Origin of the sequence: Pseudomonas sp. PDM14, from assembly GCF_014851905.1 — a bacterium.
Lineage (GTDB): Bacteria > Pseudomonadota > Gammaproteobacteria > Pseudomonadales > Pseudomonadaceae > Aquipseudomonas.
In genome coordinates, this window is record NZ_JACVAQ010000003.1 from 24,389 (window position 1) to 43,244 (window position 18,856).

Sequence of the window (18,856 nt, forward strand, 5' to 3'; positions counted from 1 at the left end):
ATCAGATGGGTCAGAAAGTACATCCCACTGGCATTCGCCTGGGAATCGTCAAGGAGCACACCTCCGTTTGGTACGCAGACAAGCGTCAATACGCTGATTATCTGTTTGCCGACCTCAAGGTTCGTGAGTATCTCCAAGACAAACTAAAAAGCGCGTCCGTAAGCCGTATCGACATCGCTCGTCCGGCTCAGACTGCACGCATCACCATCCACACCGCTCGTCCCGGCATCGTGATCGGCAAGAAAGGTGAGGATGTTGAGAAGCTGCGTCAGGACCTGACCAAGCAAATGGGTGTGCCGGTGCACATCAACATCGAAGAGATCCGCAAGCCGGAGCTCGACGGTCTGCTCGTAGCACAAAGCGTTGCTCAGCAGCTGGAGCGTCGTGTGATGTTCCGCCGCGCCATGAAACGTGCCGTACAGAACGCCATGCGTATTGGTGCCAAGGGCATCAAGATCCAGGTGAGCGGTCGTCTTGGCGGTGCAGAAATCGCTCGTACCGAGTGGTATCGCGAAGGTCGTGTGCCTCTGCACACCCTGCGTGCCGATATCGATTACGCCACTTACGAAGCGCACACCACTTACGGTGTGATTGGTGTGAAGGTTTGGATCTTCAAGGGTGAGGTCATTGGTGGCCGCACTGAAGAGCTGAAGCCGCAAGCGCCCGCTCCTCGTAAAAAAGCTGCCAAGTAAGGAGTACGCAAAATGCTGCAACCCAAGCGTACAAAATTCCGCAAGCAGATGACTGGCCACAACCGTGGTCTGGCTCAGCGCGGTAGCAAAGTCAGCTTCGGCGAATTCGCCCTGAAAGCTGTTGCACGTGGTCGCCTGACTGCCCGTCAGATCGAGGCTGCTCGTCGTGCCCTGACTCGTCACGTTAAGCGTGGCGGTAAAATCTGGATCCGTGTGTTCCCGGACAAACCTGTAACCAAAAAGCCCCTCGAAGTTCGTATGGGTAAAGGTAAGGGTGGCGTTGAGTACTGGGTGGCACAAATCCAACCGGGCAAGGTGCTGTACGAGATCGAAGGTGTTCCAGAAGAGCTGGCGCGTGAGGCATTCGCCCTGGCTGCTGCAAAGCTGCCCCTCGCCACCTCCTTTGTTAAGCGGACGGTGATGTGATGAAAGCGAATGAACTTCGTGAAAAATCGGTTCAGCAGCTGAACGAGCAACTGCTCGGTCTGCTGCGCGATCAGTTCAATCTGCGTATGCAGAAAGCGACTGGTCAGTTGGGGCAGTCTCACCTGCTCTCGCAAGTGAAGCGCGATATTGCTCGCGTGAAGACTGTGCTCAACCAGCAGGCAGGTAAGTAATCATGGCTGAAGCTGAGAAAACCGTCCGCACGCTGACTGGCCGCGTCGTCAGCGACAAGATGGACAAGACCATTACCGTTCTGATCGAGCGTCGCGTTAAGCACCCGATCTACGGCAAATACGTGAAGCGTTCGACCAAGCTGCACGCCCACGACGAAAGCAACCAGTGCAAGATCGGCGACAAGGTCACCATTCGTGAGACCCGTCCGCTGGCCAAGACCAAGTCTTGGGCTCTGGTCGAAGTCGTCGAACGTGCCGTGGAAGTCTAAGGACTAGGGGTCGGAGAAATTATATGATTCAGACTCAATCCATGCTCGACGTCGCTGACAACAGCGGTGCTCGTCGCGTTATGTGCATCAAGGTCCTTGGTGGTTCGCACCGTCGTTATGCCGGTATTGGCGATATCATCAAGGTCACCGTGAAGGAAGCAATTCCGCGCGGTAAAGTGAAGAAAGGCCAGGTGATGACCGCTGTCGTGGTCCGCACCCGTCACGGCGTTCGTCGCCCTGATGGCTCGATCATCCGCTTTGATGGCAACGCTGCTGTTCTGCTGAACACCAAGCAAGAGCCGATCGGCACCCGTATCTTCGGGCCAGTGACTCGTGAACTTCGTACTGAGAAGTTCATGAAGATCGTCTCGCTCGCCCCCGAAGTGCTGTAAGGAGAAGCCGTCATGCAAAAGATTCGTCGTGACGACGAGATCATCGTGATCGCCGGCAAAGACAAAGGTAAGCGTGGCAAGGTGCTCAAGGTTCTCGCTGACGACCGTCTGGTCGTTGGTGGGATCAACCTGGTGAAGCGCCATACCAAGCCGAACCCGATGCTGGGTGCTCAAGGCGGTATCGTCGAGAAAGAGGCGCCTCTGCACGTCTCTAACGTCGCCATTTTCAACAGCGAAACCAACAAGGCTGACCGCGTTGGTTTCAAAGTCGAAGACGGCAAGAAAATTCGTGTCTTCAAGTCCACCCAAAAGCCGGTTGGCGCTTGAGAATCATAGGTAAAACACCATGGCACGACTGAAAGAGATTTACCGGAACCAAATCGCGCCCAAGCTGAAGGAAGAGCTGCAGCTGGGCAACGTGATGGAAGTTCCGCGCGTTACCAAGATCACCCTGAACATGGGTATCGGCGAAGCGATCGGTGACAAGAAAATCATCGAGCACGCTGTTGCTGACCTGGAAAAGATCACCGGTCAAAAAGCCGTCGTGACCTACGCCCGCAAGTCGATTGCAGGCTTCAAGGTTCGTGAAGGTTGGCCGATCGGTGTCAAGGTGACCCTGCGTCGCGATCGTATGTACGAATTCCTGGATCGCCTGCTCGCGATCTCCCTGCCGCGCGTGCGTGACTTCCGCGGCCTGAATGCCAAGTCCTTCGACGGTCGTGGCAACTACAGCATGGGCGTCAAAGAGCAGATCATCTTCCCGGAAATCGATTACGACAAGATCGATGCGCTGCGTGGTCTGGACATCACCCTGACTACCACCGCCCGTACGGATGATGAAGGTCGCGCTCTGCTGCGTGCTTTCAACTTCCCGTTCCGCAACTGATTGGAGTTTGGATCATGGCCAAAACGAGCATGAAAAACCGCGAGCTGAAGCGTCAGCAAACGGTAGCCAAGTACGCCAAAAAGCGTGCTGAGCTGAAAGCTACTATTGCCAACCCTAACTCCACTGCGGAGCAGCGTTGGGAAGCCCAGGTAGCCCTGCAAAAGCAACCGCGTGACGCCAGCGCCAGCCGCCTGCGTAACCGTTGCCGCATCACCGGCCGTCCACACGGCGTATACCGCAAGTTCGGCCTCGGCCGTAACAAGCTGCGTGAAGCAGCAATGCGCGGTGATGTACCAGGCCTGGTGAAAGCCAGCTGGTAAAAACAAAGCCGGCCTAGCGCCGGCTTTGTCGTTTATCTGAATCAAGCCCCTTTTGGGGCTTGATTCATTTTTGATCGGTCTCTAGAATGTCCGGCTCTCCAGAGCCTGGCATTCGCATGCCGGTTCGGGATGGTTCCAGCCGTAAGGCTGTTCTTTTTGTTTAGGAGCATCTAGCCCATGAGTATGCAGGACCCGTTAGCGGACATGCTAACTCGTATCCGTAATGCCCAGATGGCTGAAAAGTCCGTCGTAAGCATGCCGTCTTCCAAGCTGAAGGTGGCTGTAGCCCAGGTTCTGAAGAACGAAGGTTATATTGCGGGTTATCAGATCAGCAGCGAAGTTAAGCCGCAGCTGTCCATCGAGCTGAAGTACTTCGAAGGCCGTCCGGTCATCGAGGAAGTGAAGCGCGTAAGCCGTCCTGGCCTTCGCCAGTACAAGCCTGCCGACCAGTTGCCGAAAGTTCGCGGCGGCCTCGGCGTATCCATCGTCTCCACCAATAAAGGTGTGATGACGGATCGCGCTGCGCGCGCTGCCGGTGTCGGCGGCGAAGTGCTTTGCACTGTGTTCTAAGGGGGGATAGGCATGTCTCGCGTTGCTAAGAACCCCGTCAAGTTGCCGGCAGGTGTCGAGGTCAAACTCGCTGGTCAGCAGCTTTCGGTTAAGGGTGCCAAGGGTGCTCTGGAACTGAACGTACATTCGTCCGTGGAAGTGATCCAGGAATCTGGTGAGCTGCGTTTTGCTGCGCGTAATGGCGATCAGCAGAACCGTGCCATGGCCGGTACCACCCGCGCACTGGTCAACAACATGGTCATTGGCGTCAGCCAAGGCTTCGAGCGCAAGCTCCAGTTGGTTGGTGTGGGCTACAAGGCCCAAGCTAAAGGCCAGGTGCTGAACCTTGCTCTCGGCTTCTCGCATCCGGTGGATTACGAACTGCCTCAGGGCGTTACCGCTGAAACTCCTAGCCAAACCGATATCCTGATCAAGGGCATCGATAAACAGCTGGTTGGTCAGGTAGCTGCTGAGATCCGTGACTTCCGTCCGCCGGAGCCTTACAAAGGTAAGGGTGTGCGTTACGCCGACGAAGTCGTCCGTCGTAAAGAAGCTAAGAAGAAGTAGGGCATAGCAAATGAGCGTAAAGAAAGAAACTCGTCTGCGTCGCGCTCGCAAGGCACGCCTGAAAATGCGCGAGCTGGAAACCGTACGCCTCTGCGTGTACCGCTCTTCCCAGCACATCTACGCCCAGGTCATTGCGGCCGACGGCGCCAAGGTTTTGGCCAGCGCCTCGACTTTGGACAAAGAACTGCGTGACAGTGCCACCGGCAACGTCGACGCGGCCAAAAAGGTAGGCCAACTGGTTGCTGAGCGTGCGAAAGCCGCTGGCGTGACTCAGGTTGCGTTCGACCGTTCTGGCTTCAAGTACCACGGCCGTGTGAAAGCGCTGGCTGATGCTGCTCGTGAAGGCGGGCTGGAGTTCTAAGTTATGGCAAATAACGAGCAAAAGCGCGATCGCGGTAATCGGGACGATGCCCAGAGCGATGGCTACACCGAGAAGCTGGTTCAGGTTAACCGCGTTGCCAAGACCGTCAAGGGCGGTCGTATCTTCACTTTTACCGCGTTGACCGTGGTGGGTGATGGTAATGGTCGTGTGGGCTTCGGTCGTGGCAAGTCCCGCGAAGTGCCTGCTGCCATCCAGAAAGCGATGGAAGCTGCGCGCCGCAACATGATTCAGGTTGACCTGAACGGCACCACCCTGCAGTACGAGATGAAGGCAGTTCATGGCGCGTCCCACGTGTTCATGAAGCCGGCTTCTGAAGGTACTGGCATCATCGCTGGCGGCGCTATGCGCGCTGTCCTCGAGGTTGCTGGTGTGCAGAACGTTCTGGCCAAGTGCTATGGCTCCACCAACCCGGTGAACGTGGTTCATGCCACTTTCAAAGGTTTGAAGGCCATGCAGTCGCCTCAGTCCATTGCTGCCAAGCGCGGCAAGAGCGTTGAGGAGATCCGTTGATCATGGCTACCGTCAAAGTAACACTGGTCAAGAGCGTGTCGGGCCGTATCCCTAGCCACAAACTGTGCGTTAAGGGTCTGGGTCTGCGTCGCATCGGTCACACTGTAGAAGTCCAGGATACTCCCGAGAATCGCGGGATGATCAACAAGGCTTACTACATGCTGCGCGTCGAGGGTTAATCGATGAAACTCAATGATCTGAGTCCTGCGCCGGGTTCCCGTCGCGAGAAGCATCGTCCGGGTCGTGGTATCGGTAGTGGTTTGGGCAAGACCGGTGGCCGCGGCCACAAAGGTCAGACCTCCCGCTCCGGTGGCACCATCGCTCCGGGTTTTGAGGGTGGTCAACAGCCGTTGCACCGCCGTCTGCCGAAGTTCGGTTTCGTTTCCCTGAAAGCCATGGATCGCGCAGAAGTGCGCACTTCCGAGCTGGCCAAAGTGGAAGGCGACATCGTCTCTCTGCAGTCGCTCAAGGATGCCAATCTGATCAACCAAAACGTACAGCGCGTGAAAGTCATGCTGTCCGGTGAAGTTGGTCGTGCGGTAACCCTGAAAGGTATCGCCGCCACCAAGGGTGCGCGCGCGGCTATCGAAGCAGCTGGCGGCAAGTTCGAGGACTAAATGGCTAAGCAAGGTGCTCTCTCCGCGCTCAGCAATGGCGGGTTGTCCGAGCTGTGGGCTCGGCTGCGTTTTCTGTTCCTGGCGATCATCGTCTATCGGATCGGTGCGCACATTCCGGTTCCCGGAATAAACCCTGACCGGCTGGCCGACCTGTTTCGACAGAACGAGGGGACCATTCTTAGCCTGTTCAACATGTTTTCCGGCGGCGCGCTGGAGCGGATGAGCATCTTTGCACTGGGGATCATGCCGTACATCTCGGCATCGATCATCATGCAGCTGATGACCGTCGTCAGCCCGCAGCTGGAACAGTTGAAAAAGGAAGGGGAGTCTGGCCGTCGCAAGATCAGCCAGTACACCCGCTACGGCACCCTGGTGCTGGCAATTGTTCAGGCCGTCGGCATGTCCGTCGGCCTTGCCAGTCAGGGTGTGGCCTTCGCGGCTGACTTCAGCTTCCACTTCGTGGCGGTAACGACCTTCGTGGCCGGTGCCATGTTCATGATGTGGCTGGGCGAGCAGATCACCGAGCGAGGTGTCGGTAACGGCATCTCCATGCTGATCTTCGCCGGCATTGTGGCTGGTCTGCCGAGTGCCATTGGGCAGTCTTTCGAGTCTGCTCGGCAGGGCGATATCAACATCTTCGCTCTGATGGCTATCGGTCTCTTGGCTGTAGCGATCATCGGTTTCGTGGTGTTCATTGAGCGTGGCCAGCGTCGCATTGCGGTGCACTACGCCAAGCGTCAGCAGGGCCGCAAGGTCTTCGCTGCGCAGACCAGCCACCTGCCGCTGAAGGTGAACATGGCGGGCGTGATCCCGGCCATTTTCGCCAGCAGTATCCTGCTGTTCCCGGCTTCGCTGGGTACTTGGTTCGGTCAGTCTGAAGGTATGGATTGGCTGAAGGATATTTCCCAGGCCATTGGCCCGGGTCAGCCGTTGAACATCTTGCTGTTTAGCGCAGGGATCATTTTCTTCTGCTTCTTCTATACGGCGCTGATGTTCAACCCGAAAGATGTAGCGGAAAACCTTAAGAAGTCCGGTGCCTTTATTCCGGGCATCCGTCCCGGTGAGCAGTCCGCGCGCTATATCGATGGCGTACTGACTCGCTTGACCATGTTCGGTGCTCTGTACATGACGGCTGTTTGCCTGTTGCCGCAGTTCCTGCAGGTTGCAGCTAACGTACCGTTCTACCTTGGCGGGACCTCGTTGCTGATCGTGGTCGTGGTGGTGATGGACTTTATGTCTCAAGTTCAGTCGCACCTCGTTTCGCACCAGTACGAATCCCTGATGAAGAAAGCCAACCTGAAGGGCTATGGCGGCGGAATGCTCCGCTGACACTGTTCCCGTAAGGTTCTAGGAGTTACTGATGAAAGTTCGTGCATCGGTCAAGAAGCTGTGCCGTAACTGCAAGATCATTCGCCGCGAAGGTGTTGTTCGCGTGATCTGCAGCGCAGAGCCGCGTCACAAGCAGCGCCAAGGCTGAGTGTGATCTACGCGTAATGAGCCCGGCAGCTAGTGTGCTGCCGGGTTGATTCTTTGTTATTACAGCGCTAATATCGCGCGCCCTATTTCTTGGCTTCCAGGGCGTGGGTAGCTGTCAATTGGAGTTTCACTGAATGGCCCGTATTGCAGGCGTCAACATTCCGGATAACAAGCACACTGTTATCTCGCTGACCTACATCTACGGTGTTGGTCGCACCACTGCACAGAAAATCTGTGCAGCCACCGGCGTAAATCCGGCGGCGAAGATCAAAGATCTCTCTGACGAGCAGATCGAGCAGCTGCGTGGCGAAGTTGCCAAGGTAAACACCGAGGGTGACCTGCGCCGCGAAATCAACATGAAAATCAAACGTCTGATGGACCTGGGCTGCTACCGCGGTCTGCGTCACCGTCGTGGCCTCCCGGTCCGCGGTCAGCGTACCAAGACCAACGCGCGTACCCGTAAGGGCCCGCGTAAGCCGATCCGCAAGTAATTGCGCCCGCGAATCGACAGGATATAAGTCATGGCTAAGCCAGCTGCTCGTACTCGTAAGAAAGTCAAAAAGACAGTGGTTGATGGGATCGCCCACATCCACGCGTCTTTCAACAACACCATCGTGACCATTACCGATCGCCAAGGTAACGCCCTGTCCTGGGCTACCTCCGGTGGTTCCGGTTTCCGCGGCTCCCGTAAATCCACCCCGTTCGCTGCCCAGGTGGCTGCTGAGCGTGCTGGTCAGGCTGCGCTGGAATACGGCCTGAAGAACCTCGACGTCAACGTCAAGGGTCCGGGTCCTGGTCGCGAATCCGCTGTGCGCGCTCTGAACGCCTGCGGCTACAAAATCGCCAGCATCACCGACGTGACGCCAATCCCGCATAACGGGTGCCGTCCGCCGAAGAAGCGTCGCGTGTAATAGGAGACAGTGAAGAATGGCTCGTTACATTGGTCCCAAATGCAAACTGTCTCGTCGTGAAGGCACCGATCTCTTCCTGAAGAGTGGTTCGCGCGCGCTCGACTCCAAATGCAAACTCGAAGCGGCTCCTGGCCAACACGGCGCTCGTCGTGGCCGTCAGTCCGACTACGGTACCCAGCTGCGTGAAAAGCAGAAAGTTCGCCGTATCTACGGTGTTCTGGAGCGTCAGTTCAGCGGTTACTACAAACTGGCTGCCAGCCGTAAAGGCGCTACCGGCGAAAACCTCCTGCAACTGCTCGAGTGCCGTCTGGATAACGTGATTTACCGTATGGGCTTTGGTGCTACCCGTGCCGAATCCCGTCAGCTGGTATCGCACAAAGCGATCACCGTGAACGGTTCGACCGTGAACGTCCCGTCTTACCAGGTTAAAGCTGGTGACGTCGTGGCAGTTCGCGAAAAGGCGAAGAACCAGCTGCGCATCGTGCAAGCTCTCGAGCTGTGCGCACAGCGCGGTCGCGTTGAGTGGGTCGAGGTAGACACTGAGAAGAAATCGGGCGTGTTCAAAAACGTTCCGGCTCGCAGTGATCTGTCCGCCGACATCAACGAAAGCCTGATTGTCGAGCTCTACTCCAAGTAAGGGCTAGAAAATAGGTGCATCCATGCAGATTTCGGTAAATGAGTTCCTGACCCCCCGTCATATCGACGTTCAGGTGGTCAGTTCGACCCGCGCCAAGATCACTCTCGAGCCTCTCGAGCGTGGTTTTGGCCATACCCTGGGCAACGCGCTGCGTCGCATCCTGTTGTCCTCCATGCCTGGCTGTGCAGTAGTCGAGGCCGAGATCGACGGTGTACTCCATGAGTACAGCGCGATCGAAGGTGTGCAGGAAGACGTAATTGAAATCCTGCTGAACCTGAAAGGTCTGGCTATCAAGCTGCACGGTCGTGACGAAGTCACCCTGACTCTGGCCAAAAAGGGCTCGGGTGTGGTCACTGCTGCCGATATTCAGCTGGATCACGATGTCGAGATCGTCAACGGCGACCACGTAATCGCCAACCTGGCGTCCAACGGCGCTCTGAACATGAAACTCACCGTGCGTCGTGGCCGTGGCTACGAGCCGGCTGATGCCCGTCAGAGCGATGAAGACGAAAGCCGTAGCATCGGCCGTCTGCAGCTGGACTCCTCGTTCAGCCCGGTCCGCCGGATTGCCTACGTGGTCGAGAACGCCCGCGTCGAACAGCGTACCAACCTGGACAAACTGGTCATCGACCTGGAAACCAACGGTACTCTGGATCCTGAAGAGGCCATTCGCCGCGCTGCGACCATCCTGCAACAGCAGCTGGCCGCGTTCGTCGACCTCAAGGGCGACAGCGAGCCGGTCGTGGTTGAACAGGAAGACGAGATCGATCCGATCCTGTTGCGTCCGGTAGACGACCTTGAACTGACCGTTCGTTCGGCCAACTGCCTGAAGGCGGAGAACATCTACTACATCGGCGACCTGATTCAGCGTACCGAAGTAGAGCTGTTGAAGACTCCGAACCTGGGCAAGAAGTCCCTGACCGAGATCAAGGACGTCCTGGCCTCCCGTGGTCTGTCCCTCGGCATGCGCCTCGACAACTGGCCGCCGGCAAGCCTGAAAAAAGACGATAAGGCGACTGCCTGATCGTCCTGATCACCGAACTTGAAGTTTGGTAAGGAATTTAACCATGCGTCATCGTAAAAGTGGCCGTCACCTCAGCCGCACCAGCGCCCACCGCAAGGCCATGTTCCAGAACATGGCGGTTTCGCTGTTCGAGCACGAGCTGATCAAAACTACTCTGCCGAAAGCCAAAGAACTGCGTCGCGTTGCTGAGCCGCTGATCACTCTGGCTAAAGAAGACAGCGTTGCTAACCGTCGTCTGGCCTTCGACCGTACTCGTTCGAAAGCCATCGTTGGCAAGCTGTTCAACGATCTGGGCAAGCGCTACGCCACCCGTCAGGGCGGTTACCTGCGTATCCTCAAGTGCGGTTTCCGCGCTGGCGACAATGCTCCGATGGCTTACGTCGAACTGGTTGACCGTCAGGTCGCTGGTGAAGCGGTAGAAGCTGCCGAGTAAGACCCTTCTGGGTCTGCGAAGAACCGGGCCAAGTGCCCGGTTTTTTGTGCCTGCATCATTAGTTAAATACTATCGATCAATAACAATCTATGAATTTGTTTGTTGCTCGGTGGCCGTCGATACTCCCCCCCAAGCCGCAAGAAGGCTGCGCTATCAAGCCAGAGGAGAGTAGTTGATGAGCGATAAGAAGATGTTGACCACGGCCAGTGGAGCACCTGTGGCCGACAACCAGAACTCACGTAGCGCCGGCCCACGCGGCCCGCTGTTGCTGGATGATTTCCACCTGGTGGAGAAGCTGGCGCATTTCAACCGCGAAGTCATCCCGGAGCGCCGCGTGCACGCCAAGGGCTCGGGCGCTTATGGCACCTTCACCGTGACCCGCGACATCAGCGCCTATAGCCACGCCAAGCTGTTCGACACGGTGGGCAAGCAGACGCCGGTATTCCTGCGTTTCTCCACCGTCGGCGGTGAGCGCGGCTCGGCAGACACCGAGCGTGACCCGCGGGGTTTCGCCCTGAAGTTCTACACCGAAGAGGGCAACTGGGACGTCGTCGGTAACAATACGCCGGTCTTCTTCATCCGCGATCCGCTGAAGTTCCCCGACTTCATCCACACCCAGAAACGCCTGCCGCAGAGCAACCTGAAAAGCCCGCAGGCGATGTGGGATTTCTGGTCGCTGTCGCCCGAGGCGCTGCACCAGGTGACGATCCTGTTCTCCGACCGCGGCATCCCGGATGGCTACCGCTTCATGCACGGTTTCGGCAGCCACACCTTCAGCCTGATCAATGGGGCTGGCGAGCGGCACTGGGTCAAGTGGCACTACAAGTCCAAGCAGGGCATCCGGAACCTTGCACCGGCAGAAGCGGCACGCCTGGCGGGTACAGACCCGGACTACGCTCAGCGCGACCTGTTCGATGCCATCGAGCGCGGTGATTTCCCGAAATGGCGTGTCTGCGTGCAGATCATGTCCGAAGCGCAGGCCGAGACGCACCACGAGAACCCTTTCGACGTGACCAAAACCTGGTCGCAGAAGGAGTATCCGCTGATCGAAGTCGGTGAGCTGGAGCTGAACCGCAACCCGTTGAACTACTTCGCCGAGGTCGAACAGGCGGCGTTCGCACCGAGCAACCTGGTGCCAGGCGTCGGCCTGTCGCCGGATCGCATGCTGCAGGGGCGCGTGTTCGCCTACGCCGATGCGCACCGCTACCGCGTTGGGACCAATCACCAGCAGTTGCCGGTCAACGCGCCTCGCGTGCCTACCTACAACTACCAGCGCGACGGCTCGATGCGTTTCGATGGCAATGGTGGGGCGGCGCCGAACTACGAGCCGAACAGCTACGCCAACGCGCCGAAACAGGCACCTGAATACCGCGAGCCGGCGCTCGGCCTAAGCGGTGCGGCGGATCGTTACGATCACCGTATCGATGGCGACTACTACAGCCAGGCCGGTGCGCTGTTCCGCCTGATGACTGCCGAGCAGCAGGCTTTGCTGATCAGCAATATCGTCGGTGCCATGCAGTCGGTGAGCCGCGACGTGCAGGAACGGCAGATCCAGCACTTCCTCAAGGCTGATCCGGCCTATGGTGCGGGTGTGGCCAGCGGCCTGGGCCTGCAGTTGGGCTGATTGCACCAGCCATGAAAAAGCCCCGGCATGCCGGGGCTTTTTCGTTACTGCGGAGTATCAGCTGCGGTCGCGCTCCAGCAGCGGCTTGAGGAAGTAGCCGGTGTGCGACTGGGTCATCTCCGCCACCTCTTCCGGCGTGCCGTTGGCGATGATCTGGCCGCCCTTGGAGCCACCTTCCGGGCCGAGATCGACCAGCCAGTCGGCGGTCTTGATCACGTCCAGATTGTGCTCGATTACCACCACGGTATTGCCGTGGTCGCGCAGGCGGTGCAGCACGTCGAGCAATTGCTGGATGTCGGCGAAGTGCAGGCCGGTGGTCGGCTCATCGAGGATGTACAAGGTCTTGCCGGTGTCGCGTTTGGACAGCTCGCGGCTCAGCTTGACCCGCTGCGCCTCGCCGCCGGAGAGGGTGGTCGCCGACTGGCCCAGCTTGATATAGGACAGGCCGACATCCATCAGCGTCTGCAGCTTGCGCGCCAGCGCCGGCACCGCGTCGAAGAAGGTGCGCGCTTCCTCGATGGTCATTTCCAGGACCTCGTGGATGCTCTTGCCCTTGTACTTGATCTCCAGCGTTTCGCGGTTGTAGCGCTTGCTCTTGCACACGTCGCAGGGCACGTAGATGTCCGGCAGGAAGTGCATCTCCACCTTGATCAGGCCGTCGCCCTGGCAGGCTTCGCAGCGGCCGCCCTTGACGTTGAAGGAGAAACGCCCGGCGCCGTAGCCGCGCGAGCGTGATTCCGGCACGCCGGCGAACAGCTCGCGGATCGGTGTGAACAGGCCGGTGTAAGTCGCCGGGTTTGAGCGCGGTGTGCGACCGATCGGGCTTTGATCGATGTCGACCACCTTGTCCAGGTGCTGCAGGCCGTCGATGCTGTCGTGGGCCGCGGCTTCCAGGGTGGTTGCACCGTTCAGTGCAGTGGCGGCGAGCGGGAACAGGGTGTTGTTGATCAGCGTCGACTTGCCCGAGCCGGACACGCCGGTGACGCAGGTCAGCAGGCCGATCGGAATTTCCAGATCGACGTTGCGCAGGTTGTTGCCGCGTGCCCCCTTGATCTTCAGTGCGAGCTTCTTGTTGCGTGGTGTGCGCTGGGCCGGGTAGCGGATCTTCTCGCGTCCTGACAGGTACTTGCCGGTCAGCGAGTCCGGGTGGGCCATGACTTCCGCGGCGGTGCCCTCGGCGACGATGCGCCCGCCGTGCACGCCGGCGCCGGGGCCGATGTCGACCACGTAGTCGGCCATGCGGATGGCGTCCTCGTCGTGCTCGACCACGATCACCGTGTTACCGATGTCGCGCAGGTGGCGCAGGGTGCCGAGCAGGCGTTCGTTGTCGCGCTGGTGCAGGCCGATAGAGGGTTCGTCGAGGATGTACATGACGCCCACCAGGCCGGCGCCGATCTGGCTGGCCAGGCGGATGCGCTGCGCTTCGCCGCCGGAGAGGGTATCGGCGCTGCGGTCCAGGGTCAGGTAGTCGAGGCCGACGTTGACCAGGAACTGCAGGCGCTCGCGGATTTCCTTGAGGATCTTGTCGGCGATCTCGCCACGGCGGCCGGTCAGCGCCAGGCCGCCGAAGTAGTCGGTGGCGTCGCCAATCGGCAGGCAGGTCACGGCCGGCAAGGTTTTGTCGCCAACCCAGACGTGCCGTGCCTCACGACGCAGGCGCGTGCCACGGCAATCCGGGCAGGGCTGGGTGCTGAGGAACTTGGCCAGCTCCTCGCGCACGGTGGTCGATTCGGTTTCGCGGTAACGGCGCTCGAGGTTCGGCACGATGCCTTCGAACGGGTGCGCGCGCTTGACGATGTCGCCGCGGTCGTTGAGGTAGCGGAACTCGACGTTGTCCTTGCCGCTGCCGTGGAGGATCGCCTGGCGGTTCTCCTGGCTGAGCTCCTCGAACGGCACTTCCAGGCTGAAGCCATAGTGTGCGGCGAGCGAGCCGAGCATCTGGAAGTAGTAGACGTTGCGCCGGTCCCAGCCGCGGATCGCGCCTTCGGCCAGGGTCAGTTCGGCGTTGACCAGGCGGCGGGTGTCGAAGAACTGCTTCACGCCCAGGCCATCGCAGGTCGGGCAGGCGCCGGCCGGGTTGTTGAAGGAAAACAGCTTGGGTTCCAGCTCGCTGATCGAGTGGCCGCAGACCGGGCAGGCGAAGCGCGCGGAGAAGATGATTTCCTCGCCCGGTTCGTCGTCCATGGGGGCGACCAATGCGAGGCCGTCGGCCAGTTTGAGCGCGGTCTCGAAGGATTCGGCCAGGCGCTGTTGCAGGTCGCCGCGGACCTTGAAGCGGTCCACCACCACGTCGATGGAGTGCTTCTTCTGTTTATCCAGCTTGGGCAGTTCATCCAGTTCGTAGAGCTTGCCGTTGACCCGGGCGCGGACGAAACCTTGGGCGCGCAGCTCTTCAAACACCGAGAGGTGCTCGCCCTTGCGCTCGCGGATCACCGGGGCCAGCAGCATCAGCTTGGCGCCTTCGGGCAGGGCCAGCACCTGGTCGACCATCTGGCTGACGGTCTGGGCTTCCAGCGGCAGGTCGTGATCCGGGCAGCGTGGAATACCGACGCGGGCGTAGAGCAGGCGCAGGTAGTCGTAGATCTCGGTGATGGTGCCCACGGTCGAGCGCGGGTTGTGCGAGGTGGATTTCTGCTCGATGGAGATCGCCGGCGACAGCCCTTCGATGGTGTCGACGTCGGGCTTTTCCATCATCGACAGGAACTGCCGGGCATAGGCCGACAGCGATTCGACGTAGCGGCGCTGGCCCTCGGCATACAGCGTGTCGAAGGCCAGCGAGGACTTGCCGGAACCGGACAGGCCGGTGATCACGATCAGCTTGTCGCGTGGCAGGGTCAGGTCGATGTTCTTCAGGTTGTGGGTTCGAGCCCCACGAATCAGGATCTTGTCCAAGACGGCCTCGCATGGCGGGCGGAAAACGAACGAGTATACGGGGCGCCGCAGCGCTGCGGCAAAGCGACGCTGCTGTGCCGTCGGGGGTTGGACTGCTAGAATCGCCGCCGGTTTTAACTGCTTCAGGTTCTGACGATGCATGATCCGCACAGCGAGCGCATGAGCGCCGGTGAAACCCGCGCCGCCGGTGGCCTGGCTCTGGTGTTCGCCTTTCGCATGCTCGGCATGTTCATGGTCCTGCCGGTGCTCGCCACCTACGGCATGGACCTGGCCGGCGCGACGCCCGCCCTGATCGGCCTGGCCATCGGCGCCTACGGCCTGACCCAGGCCCTGCTGCAGATTCCCTTCGGCATCATTTCCGACCGCATCGGCCGTCTGCCGGTGATCTATGTCGGCCTGCTGATCTTCGCCGCCGGCGCCGCGCTGGCCGCCACCGCCGATTCGATCTGGGGTGTGATCGCCGGGCGCGTGCTGCAGGGCGCCGGCGCGATTTCCGCGGCGGTGATGGCGCTGCTCTCCGACCTCACCCGCGAACAGCACCGGACCAAGGCCATGGCCATGATCGGCATGAGCATCGGCCTGTCGTTCGCCGTGGCGATGGTGGTCGGCCCGCTGCTGACCCGTGCCTACGGCCTGGCCGGGTTGTTCTGGGCCACCGCCGGCATGGCCCTGCTGGGCATGCTGATCATCGCCGCCGTCGTGCCGCGGGCGTCCAGCACGCTGCAGCACCGCGAGTCCGGTGTGGCACGCCAGGCGCTGCTGCCGACCCTGCGCAATGGCGAGCTGCTGCGCCTGAACCTGGGCATCGGCGTGCTGCACGCAATCCTCATGGCCAGCTTCGTGGTGTTGCCATTGGCACTGGTGGACCAGGGCGGGCTGGCCAAGGACGAGCACTGGTGGGTCTATCTCAGCGCGCTGCTGATCGGCTTCTTCGGCATGGTGCCCTTCATCATCTATGGCGAGAAGAAACGCCAGATGAAGCGTGTGCTGAGTGGCGCAGTGCTGATGCTGGTGCTGTGCGAGCTGTACTTCTGGGCCTTCGGCCACAGCCTCTCGGCGCTGGTATTCGGTTTCATCCTGTTCTTCACCGCCTTCAACCTGCTGGAGGCCTCGCTGCCGTCGCTGGTGAGCAAGGTGGCGCCGGCCGGCGGCAAGGGCACGGCCATGGGCGTGTACTCCACCAGCCAGTTCCTCGGCGCCGCCGTGGGTGGCATTCTCGGCGGGTGGTTGTACCAGCATGGCGGGCTCGCGCTGGTGTTCGTCGGCTGTGCGGTACTGGGGGTTATTTGGCTGCTGGCAGCTGCTACTATGCGCGAGCCGCCTTATGTCACCAGTCTGCGCCGGCCGCTCATGGCCAACGCCCTGGCCGATAGCGCGCTGGTGGGACGACTCCTCGCAATACCCGGCGTCAGCGACGCCATCGTGGTGGCCGAGGAGGCCGCGCTGTACATCAAAGTGGACACCCAACAATTGGACCGCGAGTTGCTCGAGCGTGTGCTCGAAGAGGCCGCGGAGACGCATTCAGCTTAGGAGAACGAAATGGCCCGTGGGGTTAACAAAGTCATTCTGATCGGCAACGTCGGCGGCGACCCGGAAACCCGTTACCTGCCCAATGGCAATGCGGTGACCAACATCACCCTGGCCACCACCGACAGCTGGAAGGACAAGCAGACCGGTCAGCAGCAGGACCGTACCGAATGGCACCGCATCGTGTTCTTCGGCAAGCTGGCGGAAATCGCCGGTGAGTACCTGCGCAAGGGCGGTCAGTGCTACATCGAGGGTCGCCTGCAGACTCGCGAATGGGAGAAGGACGGCGTCAAGCGCTACACCACCGAGATCGTGGTCGACATGAACGGCACTCTGCAGCTGCTCGGCGGCCGTGGTGGCAACAGCGAAGGTGGTGGCGAGTACGCCCCGCGTCAGCAGCAGTCGCGCCCGGCACCGCAGCAGTCCGCGCCGCAGCAGCGTCCGACGCCGCAACCGGCCGCCCAGCAGCCGGCCCCGGACTACGACAGCTTCGACGACGACATCCCGTTCTGAGTCGCTGCACGTTGACCGAAGAAAAGCCCGCCCCGTGCGGGCTTTTTACTGTCTGAAGAAGGGCGCAGCGAGGTGCGGGCGGCTGTTCCTGCGCAACGATCAGGCGCGGGCACGTGCGCGCTCGATGAGCGTGGTGTGTGAGTAGAGAAGGGTGATCAGGCTGCGTCGCGCCCGCGGGCGTCAGTTCGCCGGGCCGATCAGTTGCTCGACCAGGGCGATGACCTTGGTTACGTCGAAGGGCTTGTCGAACACCGCGGCGAACAGCTCGGGGCTGCCGCGGCCAATGCTGCCGTGGGCGCCGCTCATGAGAATGATCGGCAGGTCGGAGGACGCCGGCCTGGCACGTATCGCCTGGGCGAACTCGAGGCCGTCCATGACCGGCATCATGAAGTCGGTGATCACCAGCTCCGGGCGCTCGCGGTCGAGCACCTCGAGGCCTTTGCGGCCATTGCCGGCCTTGACCACCATGTAGCCTTCGTCTTCCAGGGCATAGCCGAGAATATCCGCGATCAAATATTCGTCATCGACTATCAGGACGGTCGTCATTTCACATGGGCCTGGCTGGAGTCATGCGTCTGGAGCCGGGGTGGCAGTGCCAGACAATACGGCGGTTGCATGTTTGAAGGCCTTGTTGAGGGCGATGCCATTCTGGCTGATGACGACCTCGAATAGCGCAGGGTCGTAGAAGCTGTCTCTCATCTTAAGTATGGACAGGACCCGCTTTAGTTCAGAGTTCATTTCCACGAAGCGCATCAGCAGCAGGTTGTCGACGATGCTCGACAGCTCCGGAGCCGGTGACAGGATCTCGGAGCCGAACAGGTCGCGCATCTCCCAGGTGGCGAAAACCGTCACGCCGCGCCCGCGCAGCTCGCTCATCAGCGCGCTGAAGAATTCGTTGAGACGCGCCGGGCTGCTGGCTACGCGGGCCATGCCGCCGAGGCTGTCGATCAGCACGCGTTTGCTGCCGTGTTTCTCCACCGCCTTGAGCAGGCGGGCGCCGAGGCCGTCGAGCAGGCCTTCGGTGGTCGGCTGCCAGACGATGTGCGCGGTGCCGCTGTCTTCCAGGGCCTGCAGGTCGATGCCCATGGAGCGGGCCTTGAGGCGCAGGCGTTGCGGCGTTTCGTAGAAACCGAACAGCAGCGCCGGTTCTGCCGGGGTGGCCTTGGCCAGGAAGCTCAGGCCGAGGCTGGTCTTGCCGATGCCGGACGGCCCCATGACCAGAGTGACCGACGAGGCCGGCAGGCCGCCTTCGACCAGTGTGTCGAGGCTGTCGATGCCGCTGGGGATGCGCGTCAGATCGGCGCTGTCCTGCTGCGACGGACGGCTGTAGAGGCTTTCCAGGCGCGGGTGCACGACCAGACCGTCGTCGGTGATCTCGCACTCGTGCAGGCCGGAGAGCGCGCCGCTGCCACGGGTCTTGCGCAGCTGGATGCGGCGTACCGAACGGGTGCCGTGCAGCTCTTCACCCATCTCGATGACGCCATCGACCATGGTGTGTTCCGGGCTGCCATCGTCCAGGCGCGAGCTGGTGAGAAATAGCACGGTGCAGCCGGCGAAGGCCGCGTGGCCCTGCAGCTCGGAAATGAATTTCTTGGTGTCGATCTGGTTGTCGGCCTTCGAGCGGGCGTTGAGCAGGCCGTCGACGATCAGCACCGTGGCCTTCTGCCGGCTGATCTCGCGGCGCAACAGCTTGACCACTTCATCCAGGCCTTCGTTTTCCAGGGTGTCGAAGGCGCTGACGAACTGGATCTCGTTGCCGACCCGGGACGGGTCGAAGAAGCGCAGCGTGGAGAGGAACTGGAAGAGACGCTCGTGGGACTCCGAGAGCAGCGTGGCGACCAGTACACGACCGCCGTTGCGCACATGGTTGAAGGCAATCTGGTTGGCCAGGATGGTCTTGCCCGATCCCGGGCGACCCTGGACGATGTACGACGATCCTGCGATCAAGCCGCCTTTCAACAGAGCGTCGAGTCCTTCGATTCCGCTTTGAAGGCGTTTTAGCTGTTCCAAGATCTGGC

General features: G+C 60.4%; 27 protein-coding genes. 24 read left to right on the forward strand and 3 right to left on the reverse strand.

Going from position 1 to position 18,856, the window contains the following annotated elements; genetic code table 11:
• The first annotated feature begins 5 nt into the window (after nucleotides 1–5).
• The 22 genes from rpsC to IB229_RS19835 all read left to right on the forward strand — a co-directional run bounded on the left by rpsC (nucleotide 6) and on the right by IB229_RS19835 (nucleotide 11,906).
• On the forward strand, nucleotides 6–692 hold the full coding sequence (gene rpsC, locus IB229_RS19730; protein WP_192331652.1) for a 30S ribosomal protein S3: 687 nt from the start codon (nucleotides 6–8) through the stop codon (nucleotides 690–692).
• A 12-nt stretch (nucleotides 693–704) separates the two neighbouring features.
• The gene (gene rplP / locus IB229_RS19735; RefSeq protein WP_187807877.1) at nucleotides 705–1,118 is read left to right on the forward strand and encodes a 50S ribosomal protein L16; all 414 of its coding nucleotides are present in this window, start codon (nucleotides 705–707) and stop codon (nucleotides 1,116–1,118) included.
• Nucleotides 1,118–1,309, forward strand: a complete 192-nt coding sequence (gene rpmC, locus IB229_RS19740) for a 50S ribosomal protein L29 (protein ID WP_016490538.1) — start codon at nucleotides 1,118–1,120, stop codon at nucleotides 1,307–1,309. The genes rplP and rpmC overlap by 1 nt, the downstream gene beginning before the upstream one ends.
• A gap of 2 nt (nucleotides 1,310–1,311) precedes the next feature.
• Nucleotides 1,312–1,578 (forward strand): 30S ribosomal protein S17, encoded by a 267-nt coding sequence (gene rpsQ / locus IB229_RS19745; RefSeq protein ID WP_192331653.1) that lies wholly within the window; start codon nucleotides 1,312–1,314, stop codon nucleotides 1,576–1,578.
• Nucleotides 1,579–1,601: 23 nt separating this feature from the next.
• Nucleotides 1,602–1,970: a 50S ribosomal protein L14 gene (gene rplN, locus IB229_RS19750; protein ID WP_183088807.1), complete on the forward strand. Its 369-nt coding sequence runs from the start codon at nucleotides 1,602–1,604 to the stop codon at nucleotides 1,968–1,970.
• A 12-nt stretch (nucleotides 1,971–1,982) separates the two neighbouring features.
• Entirely contained in the window at nucleotides 1,983–2,297 is a 315-nt protein-coding gene (gene rplX / locus IB229_RS19755) for a 50S ribosomal protein L24 (RefSeq protein ID WP_068829019.1), read from the forward strand.
• A gap of 19 nt (nucleotides 2,298–2,316) precedes the next feature.
• Nucleotides 2,317–2,856 carry a 50S ribosomal protein L5 gene (gene rplE, locus IB229_RS19760; RefSeq protein WP_192331654.1) on the forward strand — a complete coding sequence of 180 codons (540 nt, stop codon included), beginning with the start codon at nucleotides 2,317–2,319 and terminating at the stop codon, nucleotides 2,854–2,856.
• 14 nt (nucleotides 2,857–2,870) lie between these two features.
• The gene (rpsN, locus tag IB229_RS19765) at nucleotides 2,871–3,176 is read left to right on the forward strand and encodes a 30S ribosomal protein S14 (RefSeq protein WP_192331655.1); all 306 of its coding nucleotides are present in this window, start codon (nucleotides 2,871–2,873) and stop codon (nucleotides 3,174–3,176) included.
• Between the two features lie 177 nt (nucleotides 3,177–3,353).
• On the forward strand, nucleotides 3,354–3,746 hold the full coding sequence (rpsH, locus tag IB229_RS19770; protein ID WP_192331656.1) for a 30S ribosomal protein S8: 393 nt from the start codon (nucleotides 3,354–3,356) through the stop codon (nucleotides 3,744–3,746).
• A gap of 12 nt (nucleotides 3,747–3,758) precedes the next feature.
• Nucleotides 3,759–4,292 (forward strand): 50S ribosomal protein L6, encoded by a 534-nt coding sequence (rplF, locus tag IB229_RS19775; protein WP_192331657.1) that lies wholly within the window; start codon nucleotides 3,759–3,761, stop codon nucleotides 4,290–4,292.
• 10 nt (nucleotides 4,293–4,302) lie between these two features.
• Nucleotides 4,303–4,653 carry a 50S ribosomal protein L18 gene (rplR, locus tag IB229_RS19780; protein WP_192331658.1) on the forward strand — a complete coding sequence of 117 codons (351 nt, stop codon included), beginning with the start codon at nucleotides 4,303–4,305 and terminating at the stop codon, nucleotides 4,651–4,653.
• A gap of 3 nt (nucleotides 4,654–4,656) precedes the next feature.
• On the forward strand, nucleotides 4,657–5,184 hold the full coding sequence (rpsE, locus tag IB229_RS19785; protein WP_192331659.1) for a 30S ribosomal protein S5: 528 nt from the start codon (nucleotides 4,657–4,659) through the stop codon (nucleotides 5,182–5,184).
• A 2-nt stretch (nucleotides 5,185–5,186) separates the two neighbouring features.
• Nucleotides 5,187–5,363, forward strand: coding sequence for a 50S ribosomal protein L30 (rpmD, locus tag IB229_RS19790; RefSeq protein WP_192331660.1), 177 nt, complete (start codon nucleotides 5,187–5,189; stop codon nucleotides 5,361–5,363).
• A 3-nt stretch (nucleotides 5,364–5,366) separates the two neighbouring features.
• A complete protein-coding gene (gene rplO, locus IB229_RS19795) occupies nucleotides 5,367–5,801 on the forward strand; it encodes a 50S ribosomal protein L15 (protein ID WP_192331661.1) in 435 nt (144 codons plus the stop codon).
• Nucleotides 5,802–7,130: a preprotein translocase subunit SecY gene (gene secY / locus IB229_RS19800; protein WP_192331662.1), complete on the forward strand. Its 1,329-nt coding sequence runs from the start codon at nucleotides 5,802–5,804 to the stop codon at nucleotides 7,128–7,130.
• A gap of 31 nt (nucleotides 7,131–7,161) precedes the next feature.
• Nucleotides 7,162–7,278, forward strand: a complete 117-nt coding sequence (gene rpmJ, locus IB229_RS19805; RefSeq protein WP_002555468.1) for a 50S ribosomal protein L36 — start codon at nucleotides 7,162–7,164, stop codon at nucleotides 7,276–7,278.
• Between the two features lie 133 nt (nucleotides 7,279–7,411).
• The gene (rpsM, locus tag IB229_RS19810; RefSeq protein WP_192331663.1) at nucleotides 7,412–7,768 is read left to right on the forward strand and encodes a 30S ribosomal protein S13; all 357 of its coding nucleotides are present in this window, start codon (nucleotides 7,412–7,414) and stop codon (nucleotides 7,766–7,768) included.
• Nucleotides 7,769–7,798: 30 nt separating this feature from the next.
• On the forward strand, nucleotides 7,799–8,188 hold the full coding sequence (rpsK, locus tag IB229_RS19815) for a 30S ribosomal protein S11 (protein ID WP_021702690.1): 390 nt from the start codon (nucleotides 7,799–7,801) through the stop codon (nucleotides 8,186–8,188).
• A 16-nt stretch (nucleotides 8,189–8,204) separates the two neighbouring features.
• Nucleotides 8,205–8,825 carry a 30S ribosomal protein S4 gene (gene rpsD / locus IB229_RS19820; RefSeq protein ID WP_192331664.1) on the forward strand — a complete coding sequence of 207 codons (621 nt, stop codon included), beginning with the start codon at nucleotides 8,205–8,207 and terminating at the stop codon, nucleotides 8,823–8,825.
• Nucleotides 8,826–8,847: 22 nt separating this feature from the next.
• Nucleotides 8,848–9,849, forward strand: a complete 1,002-nt coding sequence (locus IB229_RS19825; RefSeq protein WP_192331665.1) for a DNA-directed RNA polymerase subunit alpha — start codon at nucleotides 8,848–8,850, stop codon at nucleotides 9,847–9,849.
• Between the two features lie 43 nt (nucleotides 9,850–9,892).
• A complete protein-coding gene (rplQ, locus tag IB229_RS19830) occupies nucleotides 9,893–10,282 on the forward strand; it encodes a 50S ribosomal protein L17 (protein ID WP_187807862.1) in 390 nt (129 codons plus the stop codon).
• Between the two features lie 175 nt (nucleotides 10,283–10,457).
• Nucleotides 10,458–11,906, forward strand: a complete 1,449-nt coding sequence (locus IB229_RS19835) for a catalase (RefSeq protein WP_192331666.1) — start codon at nucleotides 10,458–10,460, stop codon at nucleotides 11,904–11,906.
• A gap of 57 nt (nucleotides 11,907–11,963) precedes the next feature.
• Here the strand turns inward: IB229_RS19835 and uvrA are convergent, their stop codons facing one another.
• On the reverse strand, nucleotides 11,964–14,798 hold the full coding sequence (gene uvrA / locus IB229_RS19840; protein ID WP_192331667.1) for an excinuclease ABC subunit UvrA: 2,835 nt from the start codon (nucleotides 14,796–14,798) through the stop codon (nucleotides 11,964–11,966).
• A gap of 135 nt (nucleotides 14,799–14,933) precedes the next feature.
• Here uvrA and IB229_RS19845 point away from each other — a divergent pair, with 135 nt between their 5' ends.
• Together IB229_RS19845 and IB229_RS19850 are read left to right on the forward strand one after the other, a co-directional pair.
• Complete coding sequence (locus IB229_RS19845; protein WP_192331668.1) at nucleotides 14,934–16,328, forward strand: MFS transporter; 1,395 nt, start codon at nucleotides 14,934–14,936, stop codon at nucleotides 16,326–16,328.
• Between the two features lie 9 nt (nucleotides 16,329–16,337).
• Nucleotides 16,338–16,838 (forward strand): single-stranded DNA-binding protein, encoded by a 501-nt coding sequence (locus IB229_RS19850; RefSeq protein WP_192331669.1) that lies wholly within the window; start codon nucleotides 16,338–16,340, stop codon nucleotides 16,836–16,838.
• A 180-nt stretch (nucleotides 16,839–17,018) separates the two neighbouring features.
• Here IB229_RS19850 and IB229_RS19855 read toward each other — a convergent pair whose 3' ends face one another.
• Nucleotides 17,019–17,384 (reverse strand): response regulator, encoded by a 366-nt coding sequence (locus tag IB229_RS19855; RefSeq protein ID WP_192331670.1) that lies wholly within the window; start codon nucleotides 17,382–17,384, stop codon nucleotides 17,019–17,021.
• Between the two features lie 21 nt (nucleotides 17,385–17,405).
• The gene (locus tag IB229_RS19860) at nucleotides 17,406–18,851 is read right to left on the reverse strand and encodes an ATPase domain-containing protein (protein ID WP_192332020.1); all 1,446 of its coding nucleotides are present in this window, start codon (nucleotides 18,849–18,851) and stop codon (nucleotides 17,406–17,408) included.
• Nucleotides 18,852–18,856 lie beyond the last annotated feature (5 nt).